Below are 23,930 nucleotides of genomic sequence, written 5' to 3'. Positions count from 1 at the left end.
GTCAGGCGCGGGCCGCCGCGTACTGCTCGCGGATGACCGGGCGGTGGTCCGGCGCCGGCTCGGCGAGGGAGGTGACCTCCCAGGTCGGGCGCGCGCCGGTCAGCGCCCAGGCGGCCTGCACGGCGGCGCCGTCGGCGACGTACTCGCCCGGCGTCGGCACGACCACGGGCACGTCGAAGACCTGCGAGGCCGCCAGCTGCACGGCGCTGTTCTGCGCCGCCCCGCCGATCAGCAGGATGCGCCGCGCCTCGACGCCCTGCGCCCGCACGGCGTCCAGGCCATCCGCGAGGCCGCAGAGCATGCCCTCGATCGCCGCGCGCGCCAGGTTCGGCCGCGTGGTCGACGCGATCGTCATCCCGTGCAGGCTCGCCGTCGCGTCGGGCAGGTTCGGCGTCCGCTCGCCCTCGAAGTAGGGCACGAGCACGAGGCCGCCGGAGCCCGGCTCCGCCTCGAGCGCGAGCGCCGAGAAGGCGTCGAAGTCGCTGCCGAGCAGCCCGGCCGTCGAGGCCAGCACCCGCGCGGCGTTCAGCGTCGCGACCAGCGGCAGGAACCGACCGCTCGCGTCCGCGAAGCCCGCGACCGTCCCGGAGGCGTCGCGCACCGGGTCGTCCGTCACCGCGAAGACCGTGCCGCTCGTGCCGATGCTCACCACGACGTCGCCGGGGCCCGCGCCGAGGCCGAGCGCCGCGCCGGCGTTGTCGCCCGCGCCGGGACCGACGACGAGACCGCTCTCGGTCGTGCCGGCCTGCTCCGACGGACCGAGCACCCGGGGGAGGAGCGCCCGGTGGCCGAGCGCGCGCTCGAGCAGGTCGAGGTCGTAGCCGTCGGCGCCCCAGTACGAGGTGCCGGAGGCGTCGGAGCGGTCGGTGGTCAGCGCGTCCAGCTGCGGCCCGCGCGCGGAGTCGGGGCCGTAGCCGAGCAGGCGCCAGGTCAGCCAGTCGTGCGGGAGCGCCACGGCCGCGACGCGCGCCGCGTTCTCCGGCTCGGCGTCGCGCAGCCAGCGCAGCTTGGTGGCGGTGAAGGAGGCGACCGGGACGGTGCCGGTGCGCTGGGCCCAGGCGTCGGCGCCGAGCTCCTCGATCAGCTCGCGGGCCGCGACGGCGCTGCGGGTGTCGTTCCAGAGCAGCGCGGGCCGGATCACCTGCCCGTCCGCGTCGAGGACGACCATGCCGTGCTGCTGCCCGCCGACGGAGATCGCGGCGACGTCGTCCAGTCCGCCCGCGTCCGCGAGCGCGACCTGCAGTGCCTCCCACCAGGCGGCCGGGTCGACCTCGGTCCCGTCGGGGTGCGCGGCGCGCCCGGTGCGGACCACGGCTCCGGTGTCGAGGTCGCGGACGACCACCTTGCAGCTCTGGGTGGACGAGTCGATCCCTGCGACGAGCGTCATCGCCGTCTCCGTTCGTTGTGGCGGGTGCGGAGGCGCGGCCTCCGCTGAAGTCGGGGCGAGGTGGCGGTGCCACCGTCGAGTGGAAGGGCGGAGGCGGTGCCTCCGCGGAGGAGATGCGGGGGAGGGCCGGAGCCGTCACCCCGGCATGCGAGAACGGACGAGACCCCCTGCCGAGGCAGAGGATCCCGTCCGTCTCAGGACGTCCCGCGGTGAACCGCGGGAGCGGCCGGGGTGGGTCAGCCGCGCGCGCCGAGCAGGTGCTCGGTCGCGAGCTGCTGCAGGCGGACGAAGCCGAAGCCCTTGCCGCCGAGGTACGCGTCGGTGTCGAACGACTCGTAGGACGCGCTGTCCGCGAGCAGGTCGTCGTACGACTCGCCCTCGTTCAGCGTCGGGGTCGACAGCTCGCCGACCTTCGACGCCGCGAGCGCCTCCTGGACCTCGGGGTCGGCGCGGAACGCCGCCGCGCGCTCCTTGAGCAGCAGGTAGGTGCGCATGTTGGCCGCGGCCGAGTCCCAGACTCCGGTCTCGTCCTCGGTGCGCGAGGGCTTGTAGTCGAAGTGGCGCGGGCCGTCGTAGGCCGGGACGCCGCCGGGGCCGCCGTTCTCCAGGAGGTCGACGAGCGAGAACGCGTTGTGCAGGTCGCCGTGACCGAAGACGAGGTCCTGGTCGTACTTGATGCCGCGCTGACCGTTGAGGTCGATGTGGAAGAGCTTGCCGTGGTACAGCGCCTGGGCGATGCCGGCCGTGAAGTTCAGGCCCGCCATCTGCTCGTGGCCGACCTCGGGGTTCACGCCGACGAGCTCGGGGCGCTCGAGCGAGTCGATGAACGCGATCGCGTGGCCGAGGGTCGGCAGCAGGATGTCGCCGCGGGGCTCGTTGGGCTTGGGCTCGATCGCGAAGCGGATGTCGTAGCCCTTGTCGGTGACGTAGTCGCCGAGCAGGTTGACGGCCTCGCGGTAGCGCTCGAGGGCCGCGCGGATGTCCTTGGCGGAGTCGTACTCGGCGCCCTCGCGGCCGCCCCACATCACGAAGGTCTGCGCGCCGAGCTCGGCGGCGAGGTCGATGTTGCGGAGGACCTTGCGCAGCGCGAAGCGGCGCACGTCGCGGTCGTTCGAGGTGAAGCCGCCGTCCTTGAAGACCGGGGCGCTGAAGAGGTTGGTGGTCACCATCGGGACGATCAGGCCGGTGGACTCGAGCGCACCCTTGAGGCGGTCGATCTCGGTCTGGCGCTCGGCGTCGGTCGAGCCGAACGCGAAGAGGTCGTCGTCGTGGAAGGTGAGGCCGTAGGCGCCGAGCTCGCTCAGCTTCTCGACCGCGTGCACGGTGTCGAGGGGCTTGCGGGTCGGGCCGCCGAACGGGTCCGTCCCGTTGTAGCCGATGGTCCAGAGGCCGAACGAGAACTTGTCGGCGCGGGTGGGGGTCAGGGACATTGATCCGAATCCTTTCCGGCGACGTCGCCGAATTGTTGTTGCGCCCAACATATCGATCGGCGGCGTGCGGCGCAACGGTCGTCGCGACGTGTCGCGCGGTGGTGCTCCTCGATCGACACGGCGTGCCGGCACACTGCGCTCCTCGATCGACGCGACGTCTCGCGACACTGTGCTCATCGATCGACGCGACGTCTCGCGTCGATATGTGGCGTCGCCCGACGAATTCCTTGCGGAAGCGTTTCGACTGTGCGTACAGTGCTCAGCAGCAACCCGGTCGAAGCGTTTCGAAGCACTGCTCTCCCGAGCAGGGCGGAGCGGCCGGGCACCGACGACGAGGTCCGGCAGGAGGAACGATGGCGAGCATCCACGACGTCGCCCGCGTGGCCGGGGTCTCGATCAGCACCGTCTCCTACGCCCTCTCCGGCAAGCGATCGATCGCCGCCTCCACCCGCCAGCGGGTCGACGAGGCCGTCCGGCAGCTGGGCTACCGGCCGCACGCCGGCGCCCGCATGCTCGCCGGAGCGCGGACCCACATCCTCGCCCTCTCGGCGCCGATGCGCGGCGAGCTGCACCTGCCCACCCACATGCGCTTCGTCACCGAGGTGCTCGAGCGGGCTCGCGAATCCGACTACGACGTCCTCCTCCTCGTCACGGACGAGGCCTCCAGCGGCATCGCCCGCGTCTCCTCCTCCTCGCTCGTCGACGGCGTCGTCCTGATGGGTGTCGACGACGAGGACGACCGCGCGGCCCTCATCCGCGCGGCCGGCGTCCCGGCGACCTTCATCGGCGTCCCGGCCGACGCGCACGACCTCGCCTGCGTCGACCTCGACTTCGCCGAGGCCGCCCGCCGCAGCGTCCGCCTGCTCGCCGAGCAGGGCCACCGCTCGATCGGCCTGATCGAGCACCCGCAGTCGTACACCGACCGCAACGCCGGCTTCGTCCGCCGCTTCGACGACGCCTTCGAGGCGGAGTGCGCGGCCCTCGGTCTCGCCCTGAGCGTCGAGCGCCCGCACATCGGCCGCGCGAGCGCGTCGGTGGCGGTCGACGCGCTGCTCACCGCCCCGGTCTCCGCCCTCGTGCTGCACTGCAACGAGCCGGTGGCGGAGGCGGCGATCGAGCGCCTCGTCGAGCGCGGCCTCTCGATCCCCGGCGACCTCTCGGTCCTCGCGGCCTGCGCGAGCTACGACGGCGCGGCGCTCCCGGTGCCGGTCAGCAGCATCCCTCTCCCGTTCGACGCGATGTGCCGCGCGGCCGTCGCCCGCACCCTCCAGCAGATCGACTCCGGCCGCACCACCGGCGTCGACCTCCTCCCGCCCCACTACGTCGACCGCGGCTCCGTCGCGCTCGCCGCGACCGGCGCCCCGGTGCCGGCCGCTCCCTGACCCCTTCCCAGTCCTCTTCGCCTCCGCGCTCAACGCGCCGATCGTCGAAACGCTTCGACAGCTCGGCCGGTCTCAGAGAGCGCTCTTCGACTCGCACGATCCACCACTCACAGCCCTCGTCCACAGCCCCGCGGCACCGTTTGAAGGAGAACTCCCGCTATGTCGCTTCGTCCCCGCACCGCCTTCCACCGCCCCTCCGCCGCCACCGTCGGCTCGCTGAGCCGCCGCGGCCTGATCGCCGGCGGTGTCGGCATCGGCGCGATGTTCGCGCTCGCCGCCTGCTCCGGAGGCGGCTCCGACGCCGGCTCCGACGCCCTCGCCACCGACGTCGACGGTGCCGGCCGCACCCTGACCATGTGGGACTTCGAGACCCCCGACAGCGACCGCGGCATCGCCTGGCTCGCCGCCCGCGACATCTTCACCAAGGAGACCGGCGCCGAGATCGCCTACGAGTTCAAGGCCTTCGAGCAGCTGCGCACCGGTGCCAGCCAGATCTTCAACTCCAACTCCGCACCCGACGTCGTCGAGTACAACAAGGGCAACGCGACCAGCGGCCTGCTCTCCAGCCAGGGGCTGCTGACCAACCTCGACGAGGCCGTCGAGTTCTACGGCTGGGACAAGCTGATCCCCGGCGCCCTGCAGACCACGGCCAAGTACGACGACAAGGGCATCATGGGCTCCGGCTCCTGGTACGGCATCCCCAACTACGGCGAGTTCACGTTCGTCTACTACAACAAGGACGTCTTCGCGGCGAACGGCCTCGAGGTCCCCACCACCTACGACGAGTTCACCGCCGTGCTCGACGCCTTCGTCGCCAAGGGCATCACGCCGCTCGCCGAGGCCGGCGCGGAGTACCCGCTGCAGCAGCTCTTCTACCAGCTCGCGCTGCTGAAGGCCGACCGCCAGTGGATCACCGACTACCAGACCTACACCGGCGAGGTCGACTTCGAGGACGCGGCCTGGAGCTACGCGGCCGACCAGCTGCAGACCTACGTCGACAAGGGCTACTTCTCCGCCGACGCCTCCGGGCTCAAGGCCGAGGACGCGGGCACCGCCTTCATCTCGGGCGAGTACCCGATCTTCTTCTCGGGCTCGTGGTGGTTCGGCCGCTTCAAGACCGAGATCACCGGCTTCGAGTGGGACACCTTCCTCTTCCCGGGCGCCGAGTTCACGATGGGCTCCGCCGGCAACCACTGGGTCATCCCCGAGACGGCGAAGAACAAGGACCTCGCCTACAAGTGGATCGACATCACGATGCGCCCCGAGATCCAGAACCTCATCGGCAACAACGGCGGCATCCCGCTGGTCGTCGACGAGACCGCGATCACCGACGAGAAGAGCAAGGCGCTGCTCTCGCAGTGGAAGACGGTCGTCGACGAGGACCAGCTCTCCTTCTACCCGGACTGGCCCACCGCCACCTTCTACGACGACCTCGTCGCCGCCTCGCAGGAGCTCATCAACGGCTCGGTCGACCCCAGCGGAATGCTGACGGAGCTGCAGGGCAAGTACGACGACGGAGTCGCGGACATCAAGTAACCGCAAGGTCGTCCCCTCCCGCGAGATGCCACTTGTGCACGCGACACGCCGTGAAAGCCGTGCACAAGTGGCATCTCGCGGCCACACCAGGCTCCGCCGCCCCCCCCCATAGCCCCCACGTTCAAGGAGTACCCATGACGACGACCGTTCCGCGTCGCGCGGAGAGCGCCCCGCCGCCTCCCACGGCGGAGAAGCCGCCCCGCGAGAAGCGCTCCGGCGGCTACTGGCTGTACCTGATCCCGGGCTTCGTGCTCTTCGTGTTCATCGTGCTGATCCCGCTGATCTGGAACATCTACATCAGCTTCACGTCGTGGCGCGGCATCAAGCCGCCGATCTTCATCGGCCTCGACAACTGGATCGAGCTGATGGGCGACGACCAGTTCTGGACGTCGTTCCTCAACTCCGTCTACATGATCATCGCGATGGTGATCGTGCCGACGATCCTCGGCCTCCTCCTCGCCGCGATCCTCTTCGATCTGGTCGGCAAGAAGTTCGGCGGCCGGATCGCCTCCTTCCTCCGCGCGACCTACTACCTCCCGCAGATCCTGCCGACGGTCATCGCCGCGATCGTGATCGGCTGGATCCTCCGCCCGGACAACGGCGCGCTGAACTCGATCCTCGAGGCGGTCGGCCTCGGCTCGCTCGCGCACGACTGGCTCGGCAAGCCCGACACCGCAATGCTCTCGATCATGGTCGTGATGATCTGGGTGCAGCTCGGCTACCCGGTCGTCATCTTCATGGCCGCCCTGCAGCGCGTCGACCCCGAGCTCTACGAGGCCGCCGAGCTCGACGGCGCGAACTGGTTCCAGCGCTTCCGCTGGATCACCATCTCGATCATCCGCCCCGAGGTCTTCGTCGTCACCCTCACCTGCACCATCGCCGCGCTGAAGGTCTTCGGCCCGATCTACGCGCTGACCCGCGGCGGTCCCGGCGACTCGACCATCGTGCCGAGCTACTACTCCTACACCGAGTTCTTCCAGAAGCAGCAGGTGGGCTACGGCGCCACCATCGCGACCGCGCTGACCATCGTCATCGTGATCCTGGCCGTCCTCTTCATCCGCGCCCAGGAGCGCGTCGAGCGCAGCGAAGGAGCCCGCTGATGTCGGCCATCGAAGCCCTGCCGTTCACCCAGGCCGGAACCGACGACACCGATCTGACCACGCCGAAGAAGGCGCCCAAGGCCTCGAAGGGCGCGACCAAGCGCACCCTCGGCGACTGGGCGATCCTGGTCGTGGCCGTCGTGATCGGACTCGTCATCATCAGCCCGGTGCTGCTGATCCTGCTCAACTCGTTCAAGACCCCGGCCGAGTACTCCGTGGGCGGCCCGCTCGCCTTCCCGACCGGCCTCTCCTTCGACGGCCTCTCGACCTTCTGGGAGCGGGTGAACTTCCCGGAGAAGCTCGGCAACTCGATCCTGATCTCCGGCTCGGTCGCGATCCTCGCGGTCGCCCTCTCGGTGCTCAACGCCTATGCGATCGGCATCGGCCGGGTCAAGGGACGCAGCTGGATCATCATCCTGTTCCTGCTGGCGAACATGCTGCCGCAGGAGGCCCTGCTCTACCCGCTGTACTACATGTTCAAGGCCGTCGGGATCTACGACAGCCAGCTCTCGGTGATCATCATCTTCACCGTCATCCAGTCGGCGTTCGGCACCTATCTGCTCTCCAGCGTCTACGGCACCTTCCCGAAGGAGATCCTCGAGGCCGCGGCACTCGACGGCGCCTCCAAGTGGCAGGTGCTCACCCGAGTGATCGTGCCGATCTCGCGGCCGACGCTCTCGGTGCTGATGATCTTCTTCTTCATCTGGACCTGGAACGAGTTCCTCATCCCGCTGGTCTTCCTGGTGAGCGACGCGACGCAGACCGTCCCGATCGCCATCTCCAGCCTCCAGGGCGACAAGATCATGGACGTCACGACGACCAGCGCGAGCGCCCTGCTGGGCCTGCTGCCGACGCTGATCTTCTTCCTGATCTTCCAGCGCACCCTGACCCGCGGCATCACCGCCGGCGCGGTCAAGTAGCCCCTTCTCACCGCGGCGCGGGTCCGTCCACCGGGGCCCGCGCCGCTGATCCCCTCGGCGCGCCCGGCCGGGAATCGAAGCGCTTCGACCTCGCTCCCGGCATCGGCCTCCCCATCAGAAAGGCACCACCCATGAAGTTCACCGACGGGTTCTGGCAGACGAGGGCCGGATTCACGCCCCTCTTCGCGCAGGAGGCGTACGACATCCGCTCCCACGGCACCTCGCTCGAGGTGATCGCCCCGACCAAGGAGATCCAGGGCCGCGGCGACGTGCTGAACCGGCCGACGCTCACCGTCACCGTGTCCTCGCCCGCGGAGGGCGTCGCGAAGGTCCGGATCGAGCACTGGCGCGGCACCGCGACCCGCCGCGGCTTCGACCTGGTCGACGACGCGGTCGGCGAGGCGAGCCTGACGGAGTCCGGTGGCGTGCTGCGCACCGGCGACCTCGAGGTCCGCGTCGCGCAGGGCGCTCCCTGGTCGCTCGAGTTCTGGGACACCGCGACGAACACCCGCCTCACCGGCTCCGGCCACAAGGCCGAGGGCTACCTCACCGGCCCCGACGGGGAGGCCTACCTGCACGAGCAGCTCGACCTCGGCGTCGGCGAGCTCGTCTACGGCCTCGGCGAGCGCTTCGGCCCGTTCGTCAAGAACGGCCAGACCGTCGACGTCTGGAACGCCGACGGCGGCACCTCCTCCGAGCAGGCCTACAAGAACGTCCCCTTCTACCTCTCCAGTCGCGGCTACGGCGTCCTCGTCAACGACCCGGGACTGGTCTCCTTCGAGATCGGCTCGGAGACGGTCGAGCGCGTGCAGTTCTCCGTCGGCGGCGAGGCGCTGGAGTACCTGGTGATCCAGGGCCCGACCAAGAAGGACGTGCTCCGCCGCTACACCGGGCTGGCCGGCCGCCCCGCGATCGTCCCCGCCTGGAGCTACGGCCTCTGGCTCACCACGAGCTTCACCACCAGCTACGACGAGGAGACGGTGAACTCCTTCATCGACGGCTTCGCCGAGCGCGAGCTGCCGCTGTCGGCCTTCCACTTCGACTGCTTCTGGATGCGCGAGTTCCAGTGGACCGACCTCGAGTGGGACCCGCGCACGTTCCCCGACCCGGAGGGGATCCTCGCCCGCCTGCACGAGCGCGGCCTGCACACCTGCGTCTGGATCAACCCCTACATCGCCCAGGCCTCGGCGCTGTTCGAGGAGGGCCGCGAGAAGGGCTACCTGCTGCGCACCACCGCGGGCGACGTCTGGCAGTGGGACCTGTGGGTCGCCGGCATGGCGCTGATCGACTTCACGAACCCGGAGGCGACCCGCTGGTTCCAGGACAAGCTGCGGGTCCTCGTCCGCCAGGGCGTCGACTCCTTCAAGACCGACTTCGGCGAGCGCATCCCGTCCGAGGGCGTCACCTGGTCCGACGGCTCCGACCCCGAGGGCATGCACAACTGGTACACCCAGCTCTACAACCGCGCGGTGTTCGAGGTGCTGGAGGAGGAGCTCGGCGCGGGCCGCGCGGCGCTCTTCGCCCGCAGCGCCACCGTCGGCGGCCAGGCGCTGCCGGTGCACTGGGGCGGCGACAACACCTCCTCCTACGTCTCGATGGCCGAGACCCTGCGCGGCGGGCTCTCGCTCGCGCTCGGCGGCTTCGGCTTCTGGGCGCACGACATCGGCGGCTTCGAGGGCACGCCCGACCCGGGCGTCTTCAAGCGCTGGCTAGCCTTCGGCCTGCTCTCCTCCCACTCGCGGCTGCACGGCTCGTCCTCGGTGCGGGTGCCGTGGGCGTTCGACGAGGAGGCGGTCGACGTCACCCGGCTCTTCACTCGGCTGAAGCTCTCGCTGATGCCCTACCTCTACGCGGCGGGGGCGGAGGCGGCCCGCACCGGCACCCCGGTGATGCGGCCGATGACGCTCGAGTTCGAGGACGACCGCAACGCGGCGCACCTCGACACGCAGTACATGCTCGGGCACGACCTGCTGGTCGCGCCGGTGTTCACCCCCGACGGCTCGGTCGAGTTCTACCTGCCGCGCGGGCGCTGGACCAGCTGGTGGACGGGCGAGAGCACCGACTCGGCGGGGGAGTGGCGCCGCGAGGTGCACGGCTTCGACTCGCTGCCGCTCTACGTCCGCGAGGGCGCGGTGATCCCGGTCGGCGCGCGCAGCGACGTCGCCGAGTACGACTACGTCGACGGGCTGGAGCTGCGGGTGTTCCCCGGCGCGGACGGCGACACGATCGTGCGGGTGCCGGCGCACGACTCCGCCGCGGAGACGGTGTTCACGGTGACCCGTTCGGGTGGCGATGTGAGCGTCGACGCGCCCGCCGGCAGCTGGACCTGGACCCGCGCGGGGTCCTGACCGGCGAGGCCCGCGCACAACATCAGCTGAGAGAGGGGTCCCTCCTCTGTGGGGCGAGGGACCCCCTTCTCAGCTGATGGTGTGCGGCCGGAAGCGCCCGCACCCGCGGATAGGCTGGCCACGGAGAGCAGAGGAGACCGCGGAATGGCCGAGAACGCGACGCGCGGCAACAACCTCGACCGGGTCCGCCGGCACAACCTCTCCGCGCTCCTGCGCCTCGTGCACCGCGGGGGCCCGCGCTCCCGCTCGCAGCTGACCCGTCTCACCGGGCTCAACCGCTCCACCATCGCCGCCCTCGTCGGCGAGCTGGTCGAGCTGGGCCTCGTGCGCGAGCTGCAGCCCGAGACCCTCAACCAGGTCGGCCGGCCGAGCCCGATCGTCGAGGCGGACCCGCGGGTCGTCGCGATCGCGGTGAACCCGGAGATCGACGCCGTCACGGTCGCGATCGTCGGCCTGGACGCCGAGGTGCGCCGCCGCATCCGCCGCACCGCCGCCGTGCCGAGCGCCGAGGCCGCGGCGGCGCTCGCGGCCGGCGCCATCGCCGAGCTGGTCGCCGAGCTTCCCGCCGACGCCCGCACGGTCGGCATCGGCGTCGCCGTCCCCGGTCTCGTCCGCGACGCCGACGGCCTGGTCCGGGTCGGCCCGCACCTCGGCTGGACCGACGAGCCGTTCTCCCGAATGCTCGCCGAGGCGACCGGGCTCCCGGTGCTCTCGGCCAACGACGCGAACCTCGGTGCGCTCGCCGAGAGCGTCCTCGGTGCGGGCCGCGAGGTGTCTCATCTCGTCTACCTCAACGGCGGCGCGAGCGGCGTCGGCGCCGGCGTGATCGTCGGCGGCACCCCGCTGCACGGCATCGATGGCTACGCGGGCGAGATCGGCCACACCCTCGTCAACAGCGCCGGCGTCGACTGCCACTGCGGCGCGGTCGGCTGCCTCGAGACCGAGGTCGGCCGGGCGGAGCTGCTGCGCGTGCTCGGCCTGGGCGAGAGCGCCGACGTGAGCGAGCGGCTCGAGGAGTCGCTCGCCGCCTCGAGCGATCCTGCGGTGCGCGCCGAGGTGGAGCGGCAGCTGGGGCACCTCGCTGTGGCGCTGCGCAACGTCGTCAACATCTTCAACCCGCAGCTGGTGGTGCTCGGCGGGTTCCTGGGCGCGCTCGTCGGCGTCGCCCCGGGCTTCCTCGAGGAGCGGCTGGGCCGTGGCGGGCCGTTCCGGGTGGCGCTCGACTCCGTGCGCATCGCCCGCACCGAGCTCGGCGCCGATCTGCTGATGCTCGGCGCGGCCGAGCTGGCCTTCGAGCGCCTGCTCGCCGATCCGCTCACCGCCGAGCTGCACCCGGCCGGCGGCGCGCGGCCGGCGGCCTGAGCAGCTCCCACCGCCCCCGCCCGATCGGGCCGTCGTCCGCCGCAGCCTCCCGCCGCTCCGTCGTCGCACACCCACCCGATGCGCACTCCCGCCGTCGGGCTCGGCCCCGACCCTTGCGCGACACCCGGTCGAATTGATTCGATAGTCGGGGAATGAATCCGGTCTCCCGTCGCTTGGCGGTAGAGGCGGTGCCCTTCCGCACGCCCCTCTCCCTCCTCCGCTCTGCGCTCCGCAGGAAGGCTCCGTGACCTCTCTCGCCCCGACCCCCACCGGCTCGATCCCCGTGCACCGGCACGCCGGCGACGCCCTGACCAACCGTCAGCGCCTCGTCTACGTGATCGTCCTCGGCGCGCTCACCGCGCTCGGCCCGTTCACGATCGACCTCTACCTCCCCGCGTTCCCCGCGCTGCAGAGCGAGCTGAACGTGTTGGAGGCGGCGGTGCAGCTGACCCTCACCGGCACGACCCTCGGCTTCGCGCTCGGGCAGCTGGTCGTCGGGCCGTGGAGCGACGTGGTCGGCCGCCGGCTGCCGATCCTGCTCGCGACCTCGCTGCACGTGCTGGCCTGCGTCGGCGCGGCGTTCGCCCCCGAGATCGTCTCGCTCGGCGTCTTCCGCTTCCTGATGGGAGCCGGCGCCGCAGCGGGCGGTGTCGTCGCGATGGCGATGGTCCGCGACCTGTTCGGCGGGCGTCCGCTGGTGAAGATGCTGTCGCGGCTCGCGCTGGTCTCGGGCCTCGCGCCCGTGCTCGCGCCGGTCATCGGCTCGCAGCTGCTGCTGGTGATGGACTGGCGCGGCATCTTCGTCTTCCTGGCCGCCTACGGCCTGCTGGTGATGCTGGCGGTCGCGCTGCTGATCGTCGAGACGCGCCCCCGGGTGGCGCGCGCCGACCGCGACTCCCGCTCGCTCGTGCAGCGCTACCGCGCGGTCCTCAGCGACCGGGTGTTCGTCGGCGTCGCGATCATCGGCGGCATGACCTTCGGCGGTCTGTTCACCTACCTCTCCAGCTCGTCGTTCCTCTTCCAGGGGCTCTACGGGCTGGACGCCCAGCAGTACGGGTTGCTCTTCGCGGTGAACTCGCTCGGCGTGGTCTCGGGCGTCCAGGCGTCCTCGTACCTCAGCCGCCGCGGCGTCGGCCCGCAGTGGATCCTCGCGATCACCACGGTCACGCTCTTCGTCACCGCCGGGCTGATCGCGCTCTTCGACGGCCTGGGCTTCGGCATCTGGGGCACCCTCGTGCCGCTCTGGTTCTTCATCGCCTCCTGCGGCTTCAGCTTCCCCTGCGTGCAGGTGCTCGGCCTGGTCAACCACGGCCGCGAGGCGGGCACCGCGGCGTCGCTCCTGGGAGCGGTGAACTTCGGCACCGCCGGAATCCTCTCGCCGATCTCCGGCCTCTTCGGCGCCGAGTCGGCCGTGCCGATGGCCGGCGTGATGATGGCGACCGCCGCCGTCTCGATCCTGGCGCTCTGGCTCGTCGTCCGCCCCCGGACGGTCCCGGCCCTGCAGGACTGACCCGCCGGGCTGGACCTCCGGCTCGCGGAACCGGCCCCGCCTCGCCGGATCCTCGGATTCGGGCGTGCCGGAGCGCGTTCCGCGTGCCGGAGATGCCACCGCATGACCTCCGGCTCGCGGAATCGACTCCGGCTCGCGGAAACGCCCTCTTCCGACGTGCCGAACGCGTTCCGGCGAGCCGGAGGTGCCCGCGGATGACCTGGGGCTCGTGGAATCGATTCCGGCTCGTAGAAACGCACCGATTCGACCTGCCGGACGCGTTTCAGCGTGCCGGAGGTGTCCGCGGCTGATCTCCGGCTCGTCGTCCCGGCTTCGGCTCGCGGGAACGCGCCGCTTCCACGTGCCGAACGTGGTTCCGCGAGCCGAACGCGTCCGCTCGGGATCTCCGGCTCGTGGAATCGGCTCCGGCTCGCGGAAGCGCACCGATCCGACGTGTTGGAGACGATTCCGCGTGCCGGAAGTGCTCGCGGCTGATCTCCGGCTCGTCACTCCAGCTCCGGCTCGCTGGAACACACCGCTTCCACGTGCCCGACGCGATTCCGCGAGCCGGACATCTCCGACCCGCCCGCAACCCCCAGCGCGTGAACGGCCGGTGGCGCCATCATGTCCGGATGGATCCTCGCCACGACCCCCTGAAGACCGAGCCCGGCGTCGCCCAGCCCGACGCCGTGCAGCGCGAGCGCCTGCATCGGCGCGCTCCCTCGGACGACGTCGTCTCGAAGGTCCTCACCACGGAGGCCGCCCGGCACGTCTCGCGCCGCTGGCCGCTGATCTCCGCCTCGATCGCGCTGGCCGTGACGATCGTCCTCGCCGTGATCATCGCCTTCCGCCCCACCTCCGCGTTCTCGTTCGACGTCGAGTGGATGGACGAGATCGTCGAGCACCGCTCGAGCGTCTGGGACGTCCCGGCGCTCATCATGAACACCGTCGGCGCCGGGATCGTCGGCACGGCGATCATCCCGGTCGCGATCATCATCGTGCTGCTGGTCTTCCGCCGGCGCTGGGCCGCGCTTTACTACGCGCTCGCCGCCCTCGTCAGCGTCGGCGCCACCCAGCTCGTGAAGGAGCTGGTCGGCCGCGCCCGCCCCGAGGACATGCTGGTCACCAGCGACTACGGCTCCTTCCCCTCCGGCCACACCGCGAACGCCTCGACCACCGCGATGGTGCTCGCCCTGGTCTTCCCGCTGCTCTGGGTCTGGATCGCCGGCTTCCTCTACAGCGTCGCGATGATGGCCAGCCGCACCTACCTCGGCGCGCACTGGCTCACCGACACCATCGGCGGCCTGCTGCTCGGCCTCGCCGTCGCCCTGATCGTCTGGGCCCCCCTGGCCGGCCGCCTCCGCACCGAGTCCGAGCTCCCGCACCCGCCGATCTGGATCCGCCGCACGCACTGACCCGTCCCGCGAGATGCCACTTATGCGCGCGACACGCCGTGAAAGGTGCTCATAAGTGGCATCTCGCGGAGGGGGTCAGAACGCGCGCAGGCCGTCCAGCTCGTTGAAGGTGTAGACGTGCAGGCCGGCGAGGCGGTCGCCCGCGGCCGCCTCGAGGCGCGCGACGAACGCGGCGGGGTCGAAGCGGCGGCCGCGCAGCAGCCCGCCCGCGACCGACGAGCTCCGCTGGAGGAAGCCGAGCGACGACCCGACGCCGATCCGCGCGCCGAGCGAGAGCAGCCGCGCCCGCTCGACCGGCCCCGGCACTCCGGCCCACAGCTCCGCGTCGATCCCGTCCGCCCGCAGCCCGTCGGCATAGCGGACCACCGCGTCCACGTCGAAGCACATCTGCGTGACGATCCCGCGGAGGTACGGCGCCCGCTCGCGCAGGTGCTTCGCGATGCTCTCGTCCGAGAGGTGCGGGTGCCCCTCGGGGTAGCCGGCGATGTCGACGGCCAGCTCGGGCCGCAGCTCGCGGGCGTCGCGGATCAGCTCGAGCGACGTCGAGTAGCTGCCGGCGGCGCTCCTCGCGTCGCCCGACACGACGAACGCCTCGTCGATCCCCGCGTCCCGCATCCGCCCGAGTGCGCGCTCCAGCGCCTCGCGACCCTCCACGTTCCGAGCCGCGAGGTGCGGCACGACCCGGAAGCCCCGGCCGGCCAGCTCCACCGCGGCGTCGATCGTCCGCTCCGTCCCGTGCTTCGGCAGGCTCGTGACGGTGAGCGTCACCGCGGCCGGATCGGGGAACGCCCGCTCCGCTTTCTCGCCGATGCCGTCCGACGGGATGATCTCGAAGCGCGCCCTGGTCATCCGCCCAGCCTCGCACGCGCCGGTGTCGGAGGGTCGCCCTACCCTGGAGGCGGTCGTCTCCCGGCGGCCCGGGAGGGAGCCGTGTGTATCTCGAGGACGACCGCAGCGGGGGAGTCCGCCTCGTCACGAGCCCGACCGACCTCTCCTCCTGGTCGGCCTGCGAGTGGGCGGTGCTCCGCCGGCTCGACGCGACCCTCGGCCGCGCGCCCCGCGTCGTCGTCGAGGAGGACGCGATGCTGCAGCGCACCGCCGTGCTCGGCGACGAGCACGAGGTCGCCTTCCTCGCCGAGCTGAAGCGCACCCACGAGGTCCTCGAGTTCGCCCGCCCCGAGCGCGCGGACTACGCGAGGGCCGCCGACGAAGCCGTCGAGGCGATGCGCGCGGGCGTCGACGTGCTCTACCAGGCCACCTTCTACGACGGCGCCTTCATCGGCTTCTCCGACTTCCTGCTCCGCACCGAGGACGGCGCCTACGAGGTCTACGACACCAAGCTCGCCCGGCACGCGAAGATCCCGGCGCTGCTGCAGCTCGCGGCGTACGCGGAGCAGATGGCGGCGCGGGGGATCCGCGTCGGCGAGAAGGTCCACCTGGTCCTCGGCGACGGCACGACCACGAGCCACGACCTCGCGATGATCGCCCCCGTGCAGCGGGTCCAGCGGGCCCGCCTGCGCGCCGTTCTGGAGGAGCACCTCGCCGCGACCGAGCCGGTGGCCTGGGGGGATCCGCGCTTCACCGCCTGCGGCCGCTGCGGACTCTGCGCCCCCGAGGTGCAGGCCCACCGGGACCCGATCCTCGTCGCGGGCATGCGCCTCGACCAGCGCGCGAAGCTCGCCGCCGCCGGCATCACCACCCTCGACGCGCTCGCGGTCAGCGAGGGGCCGGTTCCCGGGATGAGCGCCGGTGCCGCCGAGACGCTGCGTGCCCAGGCCCGCCTGCAGCTCGCCACCGAGGCCTCGGCCGACCACGTGCCCGTCGTCGAGCTCGTCGACGCCTCGGTGCTGACCGCCCTGCCCGCCCCCGACCCGGGCGATCTCTTCTTCGACTTCGAGGGCGACCCGCTGCACGCGGAGGACGGCCAGTGGGGCCTCGACTACCTCTTCGGCATGGTCGACCAGGACGAGGCCTTCACCGCGTTCTGGGCGCACGACCTGGCGGCCGAGCGCCGCGCCCTCGTCGACTTCCTCGCGCTCCTGCGCGAGCGGCGGGCGCGCTTCCCGCGGATGCACGTCTACCACTACGCCTCCTACGAGCGCAGCCACCTGCTCTCGCTCGCGCAGCGGCACGGCACGGGGGAGGAGGAGGTCGACGCGCTCCTGCGCGACGGCGTCCTCGTCGACCTCTACCCCGTCGTCCGCCGGGCGCTGCGCGTCGGCTCGCGCAGCTACTCGATCAAGAAGCTCGAGCCGCTCTACATGGGCGAGGAGGCGCGCGACACCGAGGGAGTGACGAACGCGGCGGACAGCATCACCGAGTACGTCGAGGCGCGGGCGCTGCTGCAGTCGGCCGATCGGGAGGCCGCGTCGGCCGACGCGGATCCCGAGAGGGCCGAGGCCGACCGCCGCGAGGGCGAGCGCTGTCTCGCCGAGATCGGCGAGTACAACGCCTACGACTGCCGCTCCACTCTGCGCCTGCGCGACTGGCTGCACTCGCTCGTCCCCGCCCGCGAGGAGGAGCCGCTCCCGCTCGTGGACATCGACCTGCCCGTCCCGCGCGAGCCCGACCCGGTCGCCGTCGCCCTGCTCGCCGAGGTCGAGGGGATCGAGCCGCGCGAGCGCACCCCCGACCAGACCGCCCTCGCCCTCGCCGGCGCGGCGATCGACTACCACCGCCGCGAGGCGAAGACCTTCTGGCAGGAGCACTTCGACCGGCTGCGCCAGCCGCTCGACGACTGGGCCGACGCCCGCGACGTGGTCGTCGTCGAGCGGGTCGAGGTCGTCCGCGACTGGTCGACGCCGGCGCGGGCGCGCACCCTCTCCCGCGAGCTGCGGATCCTCGGCCGCCTCGCCCCGGGCAGCCGGCTCAGCATCGGCGCGAAGCCGTTCCTCGTCTACGACTCCCCGGCGCCGCCCGGGGCGCCCTCGCCCGGTCCGGGGATGCGCGGCGCCTCCGACCGCGCCGAGATCCTCGCCGCGTCCGACGACGGCGAGCGGATCGTCCTGCTGCTCAAGGAGGGCCTGCGTGCGGGGGAGGACCCGCACGACGACGTCCCGATCGCCCTGGCGCCCGCGCCGCCGCCCCGGGCCGCCCCGCAGCCCGAGGCGATCGCGGAGTGGGGCGGCCAGGTGCTCGACGCCCTGCCCGCGCTGCTCGCCGACCCCGCCCTCGACGTGCTCCGGCGCGTGCCCCCGGCCGTCGTCGCGCCGGTCGAGGGCGACGACGTCATCGCCGCCGTCGTCGAGACCCTGCTCGGCCTCGAGCGCGCGACGCTCGCCGTCCAGGGCCCGCCCGGCACCGGCAAGACCTACGTCGGCTCGCACGTCATCGCCCGGCTCGTCACCGAGCACGGCTGGCGGGTCGGCGTCGTCGGGCAGTCCCACTCCGTCGTCGAGAACGTCCTGACCGCGGTCGTCGCGAAGGGCGTCGACCGCGCCCGGGTCGCGAAGGTGCCCAAGGCCGGCAGCTCCGCGGAGGCCCTCGCCGCCGTCGCCTGGACGCCGGTGAAGAACGGCGCCGCCCTCGCGGCGCTCGCCGAGGGCGGCGGCTGCGTCGTCGGCGGCACCGCCTGGACCTTCGCGAACGCGGGCAGCGTCCCGCGCCGCTCGCTCGACCTGCTGGTGATCGACGAGGCCGGCCAGTTCTCGCTCGCGCCGACCATCGCCTCCGCGATCGCCGCCGAGCGCGTGCTCCTCCTCGGCGACCCGCAGCAGCTCCCGCAGGTCAGCCAGGGCTCGCACCCCGAGCCGGTCGACGAGTCGGCGCTGGGCTGGCTCGCCGACGGCCACGACGTCCTGCCGCCCGCCTACGGCTACTTCCTCGCGCAGACCTACCGGATGCACCCCGCGCTCGCCGCGGCCGTCTCCGAGCTCTCCTACGAGGGCGCACTCTCCTCCCGCGCCCCGGAGCAGCGCCGGCTCGACGGCGTCGCGCCCGGACTGCACGCGGTGCCGGTCGTGCACGCCGGCGACACCACGTCCTCCCCGGACGAGGCGCGCCGGGTCGTCGAGATCGCGCTGACCATGGTCGGCCGCGCCTGGCGGGACGAGCACGGCGAGCGCGCGCTCACCGCCGCGGACGTCATCGTCGTCGCCCCCTACAACGCACAGGGCGCCCTGCTCCGCGAGGCCCTCGACGCGGCCGGGCTCGAGGAGACGCTGGTCGGCACGGTCGACCTCTTCCAGGGCCGGGAGGCGGTCGTCGCGATCGTGTCGCTCGCCGCCTCCTCCGGCGCCGACGTCCCGCGCGGCCTCGAGTTCCTGCTGCTGCCCAACCGGCTGAACGTCGCGATCTCGCGGGCCAAGTGGGCCGCCTACCTCGTGCACTCGCCGGCGCTCGCCGCGTCGCCGCCCACCTCGATGGCGGCGCTCGAGCGGCTCTCGCGCTTCATCCGCCTCCTCGAGATCGCGGAGGAGACGGCGCGGGAGTGACGGATTCCGTCGTGCAAATCCGCTGTAACTCTCGATTCCCGCGGTCCGGACCTTGAATCACGAGTGATTCCGTCGCTACGGTGGCTGCATGAGAATCCTCCTGGTCGGCGCCGGCGGCGTCGGCGACGCCTTCGCGAAGATCGCCGCCCGCCGCACCTTCTTCGAGCAGATCATCGTCTGCGACTACGAGCTCGCCCGGGCCGAGCGCACCGTCGCCTGGATCCTCGAGCGGCACGGCGACGACGGCGTCGAGAACCGCTTCGTCGCCGCGCGCATCGACGCCTCCGACGCCGAGAACGTCGAGACCGTCGCCCGCGCGCACGGCGCCACCCACGTGATGAACGCGGTCGAGCCGTCCTTCGTGCCGACGATCTTCGCGGGCGCCCTCGCCGCCGGCGCCGACTACGTCGACATGGCGATGAGCCTCTCCCGGCCGCACCCCGAGGAGCCGCACGCGAAGACCGGCCTGAAGCTCGGCGACGAGCAGTTCGCCGCCGCCCCGACCTGGGAGGCGGCCGGCCGCCTCGCCCTGGTCGGCATGGGCGTCGAGCCCGGTCTCTCCGACGTCTTCGCCCGCTACGCCGCCGACCACCTCTTCGACGAGATCGACGAGCTGGGCGTCCGCGACGGCGCGAACCTCGTCGTCCGCGACGACTCCGGCGCCGAGATCTTCGCGCCCTCCTTCTCGATCTGGACGACCATCGAGGAGTGCCTGAACCCGCCGGTGATCTTCGAGAAGGACCGCGGCTGGTTCACGACGCCGCCGTTCTCCGAGCCGGAGGTCTTCGAGTTCCCCGAGGGGATCGGCCCCGTCGAGTGCGTCAACGTCGAGCACGAGGAGGTGCTGCTGATGCCGCGCTGGCTCGATGCGAAGCGGGTCACCTTCAAGTACGGCCTCGGTGCCGAGTTCATCGGCGTCCTCCGCACGCTCAACCTGCTCGGACTCGACCGCACCGAGCCGGTCCGGGTCCGCTCCGCCGACGGGCCGGTGCTGGTCTCGCCGCGCGACGTGGTCGCCGCGGGCCTGCCCGACCCGGCGAGCATCGGCCCGCGGATGACCGGCAAGACCTGCGCGGGCCTCTGGGTCTCCGGCGCGAAGGACGGCGCGCACCGCGAGGTGTACCTCTACCACGTGAGCGACAACGAGTGGACGATGGCCGAGTACGGCACCCAGTGCGTCGTCTGGCAGACCGCGCTCAACCCGGTGATCGCCCTCGAGCTGCTCGCGACAGGTGCCTGGTCCGGCTTCGGCGTGCTCGGACCGGAGGCGTTCGACGCCGAGCCGTTCCTCGAGCTGATGGCCCGCCCGCTCGAGGAGGGCGGCTACGGCCAGTCGTGGCACGTCCGCGAGGACTGAGCGGGGCCGGGCGCGGATCCGGGCCGGGATGTCGCGCCGTCGCGACCCTAGGCTGACCCCATGAGCAACGACGACGGGCTCGCCTCGGCGAGGGACGACGCACGCACGGCCCTCGAGGCCGCCCGACGACTGCAGGTCGAGGCCGCCGAGGCCTTGGCCCGCGCGGAGGCGGCCGCCGCGGCCCTCGAGGCGGTCGCCGGCCCGGAGGAGGCGGCCGCGGTCGTCGACGACGTGCGGCTCGTCGACGGCGCGCCGGGGGAGGAGCCTGCCCCCGTCGCAGTGCCCGCACCGGTCCCGGCGCCCGCGCCTGCCGCGGCACCCGCACCCGCACCGTCCGCCGCCCCCACCCCCGGGCCGCTCGCCGAGTCCGCCGTCGACGCCGTCCGCGCCGGCTACGCCTTCACCGGCCCCGCCCTGGAGATCGGCGCCCTCGTCAACGGCGACGCCCGCGCCGACGTGCCGGTCCGCATCCCGCTCGGGATGCTCAACCGCCACGGCCTCGTCGTCGGCGCGACCGGCACCGGCAAGACCAAGACGCTCCAGGTCCTCGCCGAGCAGCTCTCCGCGCACGGCGTCCCCGTCTTCGCCGCCGACATCAAGGGCGACCTCTCCGGACTCGCGACCCCCGGCACCCCCGACGAGAAGCTGCTCGCCCGCACCCGCACCATCGGCCAGGACTGGACCCCCGAGGCCGCTCCTGCCGAGTACTTCGCGCTCGGCGGCGTCGGCACCGGCGTCCCGGTCCGCGCGACGGTCACCGGCTTCGGCGCCCTGCTGCTGGCGAAGGTCCTCGGCCTCAACCACACCCAGGAGTCGAGCCTCGGCCTGGTCTTCCACTACGCCGAGAGCGCCGGGCTGCCGCTCGTCGACCTCTCCGACCTCCGCGCCGTGCTCACCTACCTCGTCGGCGACGAGGGCAAGGCCGAGCTGGCCGAGCTCGGCGGCCTCTCGAAGGCCACCGCCGGCGTCATCCTGCGCGAGCTGATCGCCTTCGCCGACCAGGGCGCCGACGTCTTCTTCGGCGAGCCCGAGATCGACACCGCCGAGTTCCTCCGCCTCGCGCCCGACGGCCGCGGCGTGGTCAGCCTGCTCGAGGTCCCCGGAGTCGCGGACAAGCCCGCGCTGTTCTCCACGTTCCTGATGTGGCTGCTCGCCGACCTCTTCAACGACCTGCCCGAGGTCGGTGACCTCGACCGGCCCAAGCTAGTCTTCTTCTTCGACGAGGCGCACCTGCTCTTCCGCGACGCGTCGAAGGACTTCCTCGCCGCCATCACGCAGACCGTGCGGCTGATCCGCTCGAAGGGCGTCGGCATCGTCTTCGTGACGCAGACCCCGAAGGACGTGCCGAGCGACGTGCTCGCGCAGCTCGGCTCGCGGATCCAGCACCAGCTGCGCGCGCACACCCCCGACGACGCGAAGGCCCTGCGCGCCACCGTCTCGACCTACCCCGAGAGCGACTACGACCTCGGCGAGGTGCTGCAGGCGCTCCCGATCGGCGAGGCGATCGTCACGGTGATGAACGAGCGCGGCGCGCCGACCCCGGTCGCCTGGACCCGCCTCCGGGCACCGCGCGGCTCGATGGCGCCGACCCCCGAGGCCGAGCGGGAGGCGAGCGTCCAGCGCTCCCCGCTGCTCGCCCGCTACGGCACCCCGCTCGACCGCGACTCCGCCCGCGAGATCCTCACCCGCCGCCTCGACGCGGCCGCCGACGCCGAGGAGGCCCGCGCCGCCGCCGAGGAGCAGGCGGAGGAGGACGCCCGCCGCGCGAAGGAGCAGGCCGCCGAGGCCGCCCGCAGCGCCAAGGAGCAGGCCGCCGACGACGCCCGCCGCGCCAAGGAGGACGCCCGCGCCGCCGCCCAGCGCGCCAAGGACCGCGCCGCCGCCGAGCGCCGCGCCGACCAGGCCGCCGAGCGCTCCCGCCGCCGCACCGCGCCCACCACCCGCTCCCGCTCCACCCGCCGCGACAAGACCGTCGTCGAGGAGGTCCTCGGCTCCTCGGTCGGGAAGACCTTGTTGCGCGAGGTCGTCCGAGGCATCTTCGGCACGGCCCGCCGCGGCCGCTGACACCACCGTCTGCGGCGTTGTCGTCAGTCGCGATACCGCCGGTATCGCTCCTTCCTCCGCCTTGCAGCCGGCGGCGTCAGCGCCCGCGGCCCGCGGGCGCTGACGGGGCGATCTGCGGCGTTGTCGTCGGGCGCGATACCGCCGGTATCGCTTCCTCCTCCGCCTTGCAGCTCACCCCGTCAGCGCCCGCGGCGACTGCTGATATGGCGGCGCGCGCCCCCTTCATGCTGATCGAGTAACCGCGCCGCGGAAGTCCATGCTGATCGAGTAGCCCGCGCAGTGGGCGTATCGAGATCCACCGTGGCCAGTAGGGCGGGTCTCGATACGTCGCCCTGCGAGCGCCTACTCGACCAGCATGGAGCGCTGATCGCGCACTCGCCTTCGCTGATCGATGAGCCCGCGCCGCGGAAGCCCATGCTGATCGAGTAGCCCGCGCCGCGGGCGTATCGAGATCCACGTCACCAGCGCTCCCCGTGCACGAGCGCTAACGCCGCCGTGTTAGCGTCGTTACTCGTGACCGAGAGCCCGACGACCCGCGACCGCATCCTCAGCGCGACGGCGGCGCTGCTCGCGGAGGGCGGCCGCGACGCCGTCTCGACCCGGGCGATCAGCTCGGCGGCCGGCGTCCAGGCGCCCACCATCTACCGCACCTTCGGCGACCTCCGCGGGCTGCTCGACTCCGTCGCCGCCGCGGGCTTCGCCTCCGCCCAGGCCGAGTTCGACGCCGTCGACGCACCCGTCGACCCCGTCGACGCCCTCCGCGCCGCCTGGGACCACCACATCGCCTTCGGGCTCGCCGAGCCGCACCTCTACGCTCTGATGTTCACCGGCCGTCCGGGGGAGGAGTCCGAGGCGGCCCGCCTCGCCCGCGGCGTCCTCGCCGCCCAGGTCCGCGCCGTCGCCGAGGCCGGCCGCCTGACCGTCGAGGTCGAGCACGCCGCGCGCCTCCTGCAGTCCGCAGCCCTCGGCTGCACCCTCACCCTCGCGTCCACGCCGGACGACGAGCTCTCCGCCCGCTCCCGCGAGGCCGTCCTCGCCGCGATCACCACGGCGGAGGCGGGCCCGACCGACCCCGCCGCCCGCGCCTTCGCCGCCCACGCGGTCGCCCTGCGCACCGCGCTGCCCGGCGTCGCGGGCCTCACCGCCGCCGAGTCCGCCCTCCTCGACGAGTGGCTCCTGCGCCTCACCCGCTGACCAGCGCGCCGACTCGCCCGAGAAGGCTCGTTCTCCACCCCGGGAACGAGCCTTCTCGGGCGACTCGAAAGCCGTCTCGGGCGACTCGGCGGGGGAGGCGCGGTGCGCCGTCAAGCAGAGAACGGCGCCGCAGCTGGCGAGAGCGTGCGGCGCCGTTCGGCGGAGGATGGGGGATTCGAACCCCCGAGGGCTTGCACCCAACACGCTTTCCAAGCGTGCGCCATAGGCCACTAGGCGAATCCTCCTGGCGCGACCGTGGCCGCGACTCATCGATACTAGCCGGTGCCGGCGCCCTCCGCTGACCACGGCACCGCGACGGCCGTGCCCGCACCCCGCCGGCGTCGGTTAGACTGTCTCCCGGCTCCCCGCGTGGCGCCATCCAGGCCAACTCCCCCAGGGCGGAAACGCAGCAAGGGTAACCGGGCTCTGGCGGGTGCGCGGGGGGTCTTTCCTCTTAAGCGGCGCGAGCGCCTGTGCGCCGCCCACGGGGCGCCGCCGCCCTGCGGGCGCCCG

Annotated in this window: 15 protein-coding genes, 1 tRNA gene and 1 other RNA gene; 13 read left to right on the top strand and 4 right to left on the bottom strand. The window is 72.5% G+C overall.

Annotated elements, in window-relative coordinates:
* Position 1: 1 nt before the first annotated feature.
* Together xylB and xylA are read right to left on the bottom strand one after the other, a co-directional pair.
* Complete coding sequence (gene xylB / locus EDF36_RS15175; RefSeq protein ID WP_123733642.1) at positions 2 to 1,387, bottom strand: xylulokinase; 1,386 nt, start codon at positions 1,385 to 1,387, stop codon at positions 2 to 4.
* A 236-nt stretch (positions 1,388 to 1,623) separates the two neighbouring features.
* Positions 1,624 to 2,817: a xylose isomerase gene (gene xylA, locus EDF36_RS15170; RefSeq protein ID WP_123705231.1), complete on the bottom strand. Its 1,194-nt coding sequence runs from the start codon at positions 2,815 to 2,817 to the stop codon at positions 1,624 to 1,626.
* A 353-nt stretch (positions 2,818 to 3,170) separates the two neighbouring features.
* Here xylA and EDF36_RS15165 point away from each other — a divergent pair, with 353 nt between their 5' ends.
* The 8 genes from EDF36_RS15165 (at position 3,171) to EDF36_RS15130 (ending at position 14,369) form a co-directional block, all read left to right on the top strand.
* Positions 3,171 to 4,199, top strand: a complete 1,029-nt coding sequence (locus EDF36_RS15165) for a LacI family DNA-binding transcriptional regulator (protein WP_185020500.1) — start codon at positions 3,171 to 3,173, stop codon at positions 4,197 to 4,199.
* Positions 4,200 to 4,358: 159 nt separating this feature from the next.
* On the top strand, positions 4,359 to 5,735 hold the full coding sequence (locus EDF36_RS15160) for an ABC transporter substrate-binding protein (protein WP_243582285.1): 1,377 nt from the start codon (positions 4,359 to 4,361) through the stop codon (positions 5,733 to 5,735).
* A gap of 134 nt (positions 5,736 to 5,869) precedes the next feature.
* Positions 5,870 to 6,835, top strand: a complete 966-nt coding sequence (locus EDF36_RS15155) for a carbohydrate ABC transporter permease (protein ID WP_123447720.1) — start codon at positions 5,870 to 5,872, stop codon at positions 6,833 to 6,835.
* Positions 6,835 to 7,755, top strand: a complete 921-nt coding sequence (locus tag EDF36_RS15150; protein WP_123447719.1) for a carbohydrate ABC transporter permease — start codon at positions 6,835 to 6,837, stop codon at positions 7,753 to 7,755. The genes EDF36_RS15155 and EDF36_RS15150 overlap by 1 nt, the downstream gene beginning before the upstream one ends.
* A 131-nt stretch (positions 7,756 to 7,886) precedes the next feature.
* The gene (yicI, locus tag EDF36_RS15145) at positions 7,887 to 10,103 is read left to right on the top strand and encodes an alpha-xylosidase (protein WP_123733640.1); all 2,217 of its coding nucleotides are present in this window, start codon (positions 7,887 to 7,889) and stop codon (positions 10,101 to 10,103) included.
* 144 nt (positions 10,104 to 10,247) lie between these two features.
* The gene (locus EDF36_RS15140) at positions 10,248 to 11,465 is read left to right on the top strand and encodes an ROK family transcriptional regulator (RefSeq protein ID WP_123733639.1); all 1,218 of its coding nucleotides are present in this window, start codon (positions 10,248 to 10,250) and stop codon (positions 11,463 to 11,465) included.
* Between the two features lie 244 nt (positions 11,466 to 11,709).
* Entirely contained in the window at positions 11,710 to 12,975 is a 1,266-nt protein-coding gene (locus tag EDF36_RS15135) for a multidrug effflux MFS transporter (protein ID WP_185020499.1), read from the top strand.
* Positions 12,976 to 13,586: 611 nt separating this feature from the next.
* A complete protein-coding gene (locus EDF36_RS15130) occupies positions 13,587 to 14,369 on the top strand; it encodes a phosphatase PAP2 family protein (protein ID WP_123733638.1) in 783 nt (260 codons plus the stop codon).
* Positions 14,370 to 14,444: 75 nt separating this feature from the next.
* Here EDF36_RS15130 and EDF36_RS15125 read toward each other — a convergent pair whose 3' ends face one another.
* Positions 14,445 to 15,218, bottom strand: a complete 774-nt coding sequence (locus tag EDF36_RS15125; RefSeq protein ID WP_123733637.1) for a methylenetetrahydrofolate reductase — start codon at positions 15,216 to 15,218, stop codon at positions 14,445 to 14,447.
* 83 nt (positions 15,219 to 15,301) lie between these two features.
* Between EDF36_RS15125 and EDF36_RS15120 the strand changes: the two genes are divergently transcribed.
* The 4 genes from EDF36_RS15120 to EDF36_RS15105 all read left to right on the top strand — a co-directional run bounded on the left by EDF36_RS15120 (position 15,302) and on the right by EDF36_RS15105 (position 23,417).
* A complete protein-coding gene (locus EDF36_RS15120; protein ID WP_123733636.1) occupies positions 15,302 to 18,802 on the top strand; it encodes a bifunctional RecB family nuclease/DEAD/DEAH box helicase in 3,501 nt (1,166 codons plus the stop codon).
* An 88-nt stretch (positions 18,803 to 18,890) separates the two neighbouring features.
* Positions 18,891 to 20,159, top strand: a complete 1,269-nt coding sequence (locus tag EDF36_RS15115) for a saccharopine dehydrogenase family protein (RefSeq protein ID WP_123733635.1) — start codon at positions 18,891 to 18,893, stop codon at positions 20,157 to 20,159.
* 60 nt (positions 20,160 to 20,219) lie between these two features.
* Entirely contained in the window at positions 20,220 to 22,223 is a 2,004-nt protein-coding gene (locus tag EDF36_RS15110; RefSeq protein WP_123733634.1) for a helicase HerA-like domain-containing protein, read from the top strand.
* A 513-nt stretch (positions 22,224 to 22,736) separates the two neighbouring features.
* On the top strand, positions 22,737 to 23,417 hold the full coding sequence (locus EDF36_RS15105) for a TetR/AcrR family transcriptional regulator (RefSeq protein ID WP_123733633.1): 681 nt from the start codon (positions 22,737 to 22,739) through the stop codon (positions 23,415 to 23,417).
* Positions 23,418 to 23,577: 160 nt separating this feature from the next.
* Here the strand turns inward: EDF36_RS15105 and EDF36_RS15100 are convergent.
* Positions 23,578 to 23,662: transfer RNA gene (locus EDF36_RS15100), tRNA-Ser, on the bottom strand.
* Positions 23,663 to 23,773: 111 nt separating this feature from the next.
* Between EDF36_RS15100 and ffs the strand changes: the two genes are divergently transcribed.
* Positions 23,774 to 23,870: signal recognition particle sRNA small type (ffs, locus tag EDF36_RS15095), an RNA gene on the top strand.
* Positions 23,871 to 23,930 lie beyond the last annotated feature (60 nt).

Origin of the sequence: Rathayibacter sp. PhB152, from assembly GCF_003751395.1 — a bacterium.
GTDB classification, from domain to species: Bacteria; Actinomycetota; Actinomycetes; order Actinomycetales; family Microbacteriaceae; genus Rathayibacter; species Rathayibacter festucae.
This window is presented reverse-complemented; position numbering and strand designations above follow the sequence as displayed.